7 protein-coding genes are annotated in these 8,111 nt (G+C 65.6%); 4 read left to right on the top strand and 3 right to left on the bottom strand.

All coding sequences use genetic code 11. The annotated features are described in order from the left end of the window. The first annotated feature begins 263 nt into the window (after positions 1–263). The gene (locus DBR20_RS10935; protein ID WP_108266194.1) at positions 264–1,406 is read left to right on the top strand and encodes a mechanosensitive ion channel family protein; all 1,143 of its coding nucleotides are present in this window, start codon (positions 264–266) and stop codon (positions 1,404–1,406) included. A gap of 75 nt (positions 1,407–1,481) precedes the next feature. Here the strand turns inward: DBR20_RS10935 and DBR20_RS10930 are convergent, their stop codons facing one another. The 3 genes from DBR20_RS10930 to typA are packed head-to-tail and all read right to left on the bottom strand — an operon-like array spanning position 1,482 to position 5,471. After that, entirely contained in the window at positions 1,482–3,104 is a 1,623-nt protein-coding gene (locus tag DBR20_RS10930; RefSeq protein WP_108266193.1) for an amidase, read from the bottom strand. A gap of 41 nt (positions 3,105–3,145) precedes the next feature. Then, entirely contained in the window at positions 3,146–3,613 is a 468-nt protein-coding gene (locus DBR20_RS10925; protein ID WP_025879438.1) for a DUF2127 domain-containing protein, read from the bottom strand. Positions 3,614–3,623: 10 nt separating this feature from the next. After that, positions 3,624–5,471 (bottom strand): translational GTPase TypA, encoded by a 1,848-nt coding sequence (gene typA / locus DBR20_RS10920; protein WP_108266192.1) that lies wholly within the window; start codon positions 5,469–5,471, stop codon positions 3,624–3,626. Positions 5,472–5,711: 240 nt separating this feature from the next. On the opposite strand from typA, the gene DBR20_RS10915 reads away from it, so the two are divergent. The 3 genes from DBR20_RS10915 to DBR20_RS10905 all read left to right on the top strand — a co-directional run bounded on the left by DBR20_RS10915 (position 5,712) and on the right by DBR20_RS10905 (position 8,052). Beyond that, entirely contained in the window at positions 5,712–6,203 is a 492-nt protein-coding gene (locus DBR20_RS10915) for a peptidylprolyl isomerase (RefSeq protein WP_089239021.1), read from the top strand. A gap of 126 nt (positions 6,204–6,329) precedes the next feature. Beyond that, positions 6,330–7,316: a malate dehydrogenase gene (locus tag DBR20_RS10910; RefSeq protein ID WP_025879435.1), complete on the top strand. Its 987-nt coding sequence runs from the start codon at positions 6,330–6,332 to the stop codon at positions 7,314–7,316. Positions 7,317–7,437: 121 nt separating this feature from the next. Further along, positions 7,438–8,052, top strand: a complete 615-nt coding sequence (locus DBR20_RS10905; protein WP_108266191.1) for an RluA family pseudouridine synthase — start codon at positions 7,438–7,440, stop codon at positions 8,050–8,052. Positions 8,053–8,111 lie beyond the last annotated feature (59 nt).

Below are 8,111 nucleotides of genomic sequence, written 5' to 3'. Positions count from 1 at the left end.
CGGTTGCGGGAGTGTCCGCGGCATGGATGCCGCGGCCAAGCCCCCAGGGATGGGTTTACGGCGTCTCCCGCAACCGGACCCACCCCGCCATCCCGCAGGAAATCCGCTTCTGCTTCGGCTGTTGCTGTTGCTGTTGCTCCAGCTTGCAGCAGGTGCAGGGCTGCAAGCCCTGCCGACCAACACCCTCCTTACGAACGACTGACGTGACGCTCATGTGATATGCGCGAGGCTGTCCGCTTGGTGTTCGAGTGGAGGTGACAACGGTGCACTGGGAAAGCGCACAGGCCTATGCATGGCCGTTGGGATTGGCAGTGTTGGTGGGTGGCATCGGCGCGTGGTTGATCCTGTGGATCTACCATCGGCTGAAAGGACGTGATCGTCGCCGCGCGCGCATCGGTCGTGTGCTCGGGCTGCCGATGGCCACCGCATGGCCGTTGCTGCTGCTGATTCCCGCGCTGCAGTCCACGCCATTGCCGGAACATACGCTCGATCAGTTGCTGCGCGTGCTGCACATCGCCCTGACCGCCTGCTTCATCTGGCTGCTGGTGCGCGGCGTTGCTGCGGGCGAGCGCGCGATCCTGCGCAGCCATCCCATCGATGTCTCGGACAACCTCGAAGCGCGCCGCATCCAGACCCAGACGCGGGTGCTCAGCCGCGTGCTGATGGGCGGCATCATCGTGCTCGGTGCTTCGCTGGTGCTGCTGACCTTCCCGATGGTGCAGAAGATCGGTACGGCGCTGCTGGCTTCTGCGGGCCTGATCGGCCTGGTGGCGGGTATCGCCGCCAAACCGGTGTTCGGCAACCTGATCGCCGGCCTGCAGATCGCGGTGACCCAGCCGATCCGGCTCGATGACGTGGTGATCGTCGAGGGCGAATGGGGGCGCGTTGAGGAAATCGGCAGCAGCTATGTGGTGGTGCGGATCTGGGATGAGCGGCGGATGGTGGTGCCGCTGACATGGTTCATCGAGCATCCGTTCCAGAACTGGACGCGACGCAGTGCCGACCTGCTGGGTACGGCGTTCCTGTGGCTGGACTACCGTGCGCCGATCGCGGCGATACGTGCCGAGCTGGAACGCATCTGCCAGGGCCAACCGCTGTGGGATGGACGGGTGTGCGTGACCCAGGTGACCGAGACCAGCGAGCGCGCGATCCAGGTGCGTCTGCTGGTCAGTGCGCGCAGTTCCGGTGATGCCTTCGACCTGCGCTGCCTGGTGCGTGAACGCATGCTGGATTTCCTCGCGCGCGAGCATCCGCAATCGCTGCCGCAGGTACGCGCGCGCCTGCAGCGGGACGATGAGCTGGATATGCCGCGGATGCGGCGTGCAGGCAGCGCCGATGTGCGCTCGCCGGGTGCGGAGGATGGTGAGGCGGCCATCGCGCCGGTGGAGCCGGGCCCAGAACGGTAGCGCCGGGCCATGCCCGGCGAGCGCAGCGGTGACCCTCAGGCCGCCGGGCATGGCCCGGCGCTACCAAGAGCCAGCTCAGGGATCGTCGGATTCGATCAACGTGTCGGTATCGAAGTGCGGCGGACGCCTGGCGCGCGTGCGCTGCTCATACGCGTAGGCCATCTCGATCAACTTCGGTTCGCTCCAGGCCGTGCCCATGAACAGCAGCCCTGCCGGCAGGCCATCGATCTGTCCCATCGGCACGCTCAGGCTGGGGTAGCCGGCGACGGCGGCGACACTGTAGCTCTCGCCGGGGAAGTCATCGCCCGTGCTGCGCAGGGGCCAGGCCACGCCGGTTGTCGGTGCGACCAGCGCATCCAGCTTCTGCGATGCCAACACGGCGTCGATGCCTTCCGGGCCCGCCAGTCGCCGTGCATCGCTGCGCGCGCGGATGTACACGGGATCGCCCAGGCCGGGGGTCGCCTCGGCCTCCTGCAGCAGCTCCTGGCCGAACAGACCCAGTTCCTGGCCCTTGTGTGCCTCGTTGAAGGCGATCAGCCCGGCCAGGCTGCGCAGTGGCGCCTGGTAGGTGTTGAGGTAGCGCTCCAGTCCCGCCTTGAATTCGTACAGCAGGACGATGCGCTCGGCATCGGCCCAGGCGCCCTGGTTGGGCAGTTCCACCGGCACCACCACGGCGCCGGCGCGGCGCAGTTCGGCGACCGCCTGCTCAACCAGCGGCGGCATCCCGCGATACTTCAGCAGTGGTGTCTGCAGCAGGCCGATGCGCTTGCCGCGCAGTCCCTGCGGATCCAGTCGTGCGGTGTAGTCGTAGACCGCGCGGCCGGGCATGGTCGCGGTTGCGGGGTCGGCATCATCGCGGCCGGCGATGGCGGTCAGCACGGCGGCGGCGTCGGCGACGCTGCGGGTCATCGGGCCCGCAGTGTCCTGGCTGAAAGAGATCGGGATGATGCCTTCGCGGCTGACCAGGCCGACGGTCGGTTTCAGGCCGACCACGCCGTTGATCGCCGCGGGGCAGACGATGCTGCCATCGGTTTCGGTGCCGATGGCCACGCTGGCCAGGTTGGCGGCCACGGCCACCGCGCTGCCGCTGCTGGAGCCACAGGGCGAATGACTGAGGCGGTAGGGATTGCGGGTCTGGCCGCCGCGCGCGCTCCAGCCGGAGATGGAGTCGTTGCCACGGAAGTTGGCCCACTCGCTGAGGTTGGTCTTGCCCAGCACCACCGCGCCCGCTTCGCGCAGGCGTCGGACCAGGTAGGCATCATCGGGGCGGAAGCCCTGCAGGGCGAGCGAGCCGGCACTGGTGGCCATTGGCGCGGCATTGATGTTGTCCTTCAGCAGGATCGGGATGCCATGCAGCGGTCCGCGCAGGCGGCCGTTACGGCGCTCGCGATCACGCTCGGCGGCTTCCTTCAGGGCATCCGGATTGAGTTCGATCACCGCGCGCAGGCGCGGGCCGGCGCGGTCCAGTGTGGCGATGCGCTTGAGGTAGGCGTGGGTGAGGGTGGTGCTGTCCAGTTCACCGGCGACCATGCGTGCCTGCAGGTCGGAGACTTCGGTCTCGGCGTAGGCGAAGGGCACGTTGCTGCTGCCCGGTTCGGCGGCGTGGGCGCTGGACGTGGCCGGGCTGCAGCCAGCAGCAAACACCGCAGGCAATACGGCGATCAGACAGGACAGGAGGGGCGGCAAGGACAGGCGCATGGGGCAGCTTCGACGGCTCCGATCCCCAGTGTAGCGGCTGCTCAGCGGCGGCGCTTGCGCAGGTCGCGCGCCAGCACGTAGACGACGATCAGGTTGATCGCCAGCACGGTCCACGAGGCCCAGCCGGGATGGCGGACGATCGCGTAGATATCGAAGGGCAGGTAGATGGAGGCGGTCAGGCAGCCCAGCCAGGAGGCCCATGCCTTGGCTTTCCACAAACCCCAGGCTTCGACCAGGTGCAGCAGGCCGTAGCCGATCATCGCCGCCGCGGCCAGGTGCACCGCGTCGGGACTGATTGCATTCAACAGCGAGGGCAGGGTGCCGTGATCCGGGTCCAGGCTGAAACGCCGGATCAGGGCATTGACGCCGTCGCGAAGCGGCTGCGGACCGAGGATTTCCAGTCCGGTAGCCGCCAACAACGCCAGCATCGCCTTGCTCGCTTCGAGCAAGGCGATGACGTGGAGGCCCGGATGCCGATGCGGATCCGGGTTGTAGCCGTTCTGGCTCACAGTTGCTGGATCAGCCGCCGCGCGAAGACTTCTTGCGGTCGCTTTCGGTCAGACCCTTCTTGCGCAGACGGATTTCCTTCGGGGTGATCTCGACCAGTTCGTCGTCCTCGATGAAGTCCAGGGCCTGCTCCAGCGAGTACTTGATCGCCGGGGTCAGCTGGATCGCATCGTCCTTGCCCGAAGCGCGCATGTTGGTCAGCGGCTTGGTCTTGATGGCGTTGACGGTCAGATCGTTGTCCTTGGAGTGGATACCGATCAGCTGGCCTTCGTACACATTGTCGCCTTCAGCAGCGAACAGCTTGCCGCGTTCCTGCAGCGGGCCAAGCGAGTACGCCGGGGTGGCACCCGGGGCATTGGCGATCATTACGCCGTTCTGGCGCTTGGCGATCGCGCCCTGTTCCTTCGGACCGTAATGGTCGAACACGTGGAACAGCAGGCCCGAACCCTGGGTGAGGGTCTTGAACTCGTTCTGGAAACCGATCAGGCCACGGGCCGGGATCTGATATTCCAGGCGCACACGGCCCTTGCCGTCCGATTCCATGTTCTTCAGCTGGCCCTTGCGGGAGCCCAGCTTTTCCATCACGCCGCCCTGGTGCACTTCTTCAATGTCCACCACCAACTGTTCGATCGGCTCCATGGCCTGGCCGTCGATCTGCTTGATGATCACTTCCGGGCGCGACACGGCCAGCTCGTAGCCTTCGCGACGCATGTTCTCGATCAGCACCGACAGGTGCAGTTCGCCACGGCCGGAGACCAGGAACTTGTCGGCGTCTTCCAGCTGTTCGACCTTCAGGGCCACGTTGTGGACCTGCTCGCGGTCCAGGCGGTCCTTGATCTGGCGGCTGGTCAGGAACTTGCCACCGGACAGGTCCTTGTTGCCGGCGAACGGCGAGTTGTTGACCTGGAAGGTCATCGAGATCGTCGGTTCATCGACGGTCAGCGCCGGCAGTGCTTCCGGGGTATCCGGGTGGCACAGGGTGTCGGAAATGGTCAGCTCGGCAATGCCGGAGATGGCGACGATGTCGCCGGCCTCGGCGGTGTCCTGCTCGATGCGCTCCAGGCCCAGGAAGCCCAGCACCTGTGCGACCTTGCCGTTGCGCTTCTTGCCTTCACGGTCGATCACCGCGACCTGCATGCCCTTCTTCAGGGTGCCGCGCTGGATGCGGCCGATGCCGATCACGCCCACGAAGTTGTTGTAGTCCAGCTGGCTGATGCGCATCTGGAACGGACCTTCCGGGTCCACTTCCGGCCGCGGCGCGTGCTGCATGATCGCTTCGTACAGCGCGGTCATGTCACCGTCGCGCACGCTGTCTTCCAGGCCGGCGTAGCCGTTCAGGGCCGAGGCGTAGACGATCGGGAAGTCGAGCTGCTCATTGGTGGCGCCGAGCTTGTCGAACAGGTCGAAGACCTGGTCGATCACCCACTCCGGACGCGAGCCCGGACGGTCGACCTTGTTGACCACGACGATCGGCTTGAAGCCCATCGCGAAGGCCTTCTGGGTGACGAAGCGGGTCTGCGGCATCGGGCCGTCCATCGCGTCGACCAGGATCAGCACGGTGTCGACCATCGACAGCACGCGCTCGACCTCGCCGCCGAAGTCGGCGTGTCCGGGGGTGTCGACGATGTTGATCCGGTTCTTGATACCGGTCTTCTTGTCTTCCCAGGTGATGGCCGTGTTCTTGGCCAGGATGGTGATGCCGCGTTCCTTTTCCTGGTCGTTGCTGTCCATCACGCGCTCGGCGAGGACGGTACGCTCGGACAGGGTGCCGGACTGCTTCAGCAGCTGGTCGACCAGGGTGGTCTTGCCATGGTCGACGTGGGCGACGATGGCGATGTTGCGAAGATTTTCGATGGACATACGAAAGGGGGCCAGTCGGCGCCGGATTTGGAAAAAGAAGTCCAACATTATACGTCGAACTTGACGATTGGCGAAAACCTGGATTTCAGACCTGCTGAGGTCCCCATTCAGGATGCCGCCCCGGCGCTGCCCATCCGCAGGCTGAAGACCCTGCCTGCGCCCATGGTCGAAGCTGCCCGGGCCACGGGGGAGGTGTATCCTTATGGGGCTGATTACACACCCCGCATCCCAAGGATCTGCATGTCCCTCATCGCCACTTTCGACACCACCCAGGGCCCGATCAAGGTCGAGCTGTTCGCCGACAAGGCGCCGCTGACGGTCGCCAACTTCGTGAACCTGGTCAAGCGCGGCTTCTATGATGGCCTGATCTTCCACCGCGTGATCCCCGATTTCATGATCCAGGGCGGCTGCCCGCAGGGTCGTGGCACCGGCGGCCCGGGCTACAAGTTCGAAGACGAGAAGAATGGTGTGAAGCACCAGATCGGCTCGCTGTCGATGGCCAACGCCGGCCCGAACACCAATGGCAGCCAGTTCTTCATCACCCACATCAAGACCGATTGGCTGGACGGCAAGCACACCGTGTTCGGCCAGGTGCTGGAAGGCCAGGCGATCGTCGATTCGGTCAAGCAGGGCGACGTGATCCATTCGATCACCCTGGAAGGCGACACCGACGCTCTGCTCGCCGCCCAGGCTGAGCGCGTGGGTGAGTGGAACAAGCTCATTCCCGCCTGATCCAATACCCGGACGGCCCCCTGCGAAGGGGGCCGTTTCCATGTTGCGGCCGCCCCGCCAGGCCCATCCCCGCCCGCGCGGCCATCTTCTACAACGCTACTTAGCTTCTTAGCAGAGGAAATCCCCATGAAAGCACCTGTTCGTGTTGCCGTGACCGGCGCCGCCGGCCAGATCGGCTACGCCCTGCTGTTCCGTATCGCCTCCGGTGAAATGCTGGGCAAGGACCAGCCGGTCATCCTGCAGCTGCTGGAGCTGCCGGTCGACAAGGCCCAGGCCGCCCTGAAGGGCGTGATGATGGAGCTGGAAGACTGCGCGTTCCCGCTGCTGGCCGGCATGGTCGGCACCGACGACGCCGAAGTCGCCTTCAAGGATGCAGACATCGCCCTGCTGGTCGGCGCGCGTCCGCGCGGCCCGGGCATGGAGCGCAAGGATCTGCTGCTGGAAAACGCGAAGATCTTCACCGCCCAGGGCGCCGCGCTGAACAAGGTCGCCAAGCGTGACGTGAAGGTGCTGGTGGTTGGCAACCCGGCCAACACCAACGCCTACATCGCGATGAAGTCGGCACCGGATCTGAACCCGCGCAACTTCACCGCCATGCTGCGCCTGGACCACAACCGTGCGCTGAGCCAGCTGTCGACCAAGCTCGGCAAGCCGGTCGCCGGCATGGAGAAGCTGGTGGTGTGGGGCAACCACAGCCCGACCATGTACCCGGACTACCGCTTCGCCACCGCCGATGGTGCGTCGATCGCCGATGCGATCAACGACCAGGAGTGGAACGCCAACACCTTCATCCCGACCGTCGGCAAGCGCGGCGCGGCGATCATCGAAGCCCGTGGCTCGTCCTCGGCTGCTTCGGCCGCCAACGCAGCGATCGATCACGTGCGTGACTGGGTGCTGGGCAGCAACGGCAAGTGGGTCACCATGGGCGTGCCGTCCGACGGTTCCTACGGCATTCCGGAAGGCGTGATCTTCGGCTTCGCGGTCACCACCGAGAACGGCGAGTACACCCTGGTCAAGGATCTGCCGGTCGACGACTTCAGCCAGAAGTACATCGACAAGACCCTGGCCGAGCTGGAAGAAGAGCGCGCCGGCGTCGCCCACCTGCTGGGTTGATGCGATCTGTGCCGGCAGTCTGCCGGCACGTTTTGCATCGTAGGTACCGGCCGTTGGCCGGTACGCAGAAAACGGGGAGGCTTCGGCTTCCCCGTTTTCGTATGGAGCACCTGGCAACGACATGATCCATCTGCATTACATCGACAACGCGCTGCTGGTGGCCGAGAAGCCTGCCGGCCTGCTGTCCGTGCCCGGCCGCTCTGTGGAGAACCAGGACTGCGTGGTCGCGCGGCTGCAGGTGGTGTATCCCGATGCGCTGACCGTGCATCGCCTGGACCAGGTCACCTCCGGCCTGCTGCTGCACGCGCGTGGCAAGGACATGCAGGTGGCGCTGTCAATGCAGTTCGAGCAGCGCCAAGTGGGCAAGCGCTATGAAGCCATCGTGCAGGGGCTGCTTGAAGGGGATGCGGGTGAAGTGGATCTGCCGCTGATCGTCGACTGGCCGAACCGCCCGAAGCAGATGGTCGACCACGAACGCGGCAAGCCGGCACTGACCCGGTGGCGCGTGCTGTCGCGTGACGTCTCGGCGCAACGCACGCGCGTTGAACTGGAACCGGTCACGGGCCGCAGCCACCAGTTGCGCCTGCACATGGCCAGCCTCGGTCATCCCATTGTCGGCGATGTGCTGTACGGCGCGGACGCCGCGCAGCGCGTGAACCTGCATGCACGGGGGCTGCGGTTCACCCATCCGGTGACGGGCGAGGCGCTCGCGTTCGAGTCTGCGACTCCGTTCTAGAAAGTAGGTGTATCGGCAGGGCTGCGCCCTGCACCTGCTACGAGCCGGAGCAACGTCAA

It is taken from the genome of Stenotrophomonas sp. HMWF023 (assembly GCF_003060985.1).
Taxonomy (GTDB): Bacteria; Pseudomonadota; Gammaproteobacteria; order Xanthomonadales; family Xanthomonadaceae; genus Stenotrophomonas; species Stenotrophomonas lactitubi.
The sequence above is the reverse complement of the archived record's forward strand: the minus strand, read 5'-3'. Positions and strand labels throughout refer to the sequence as shown.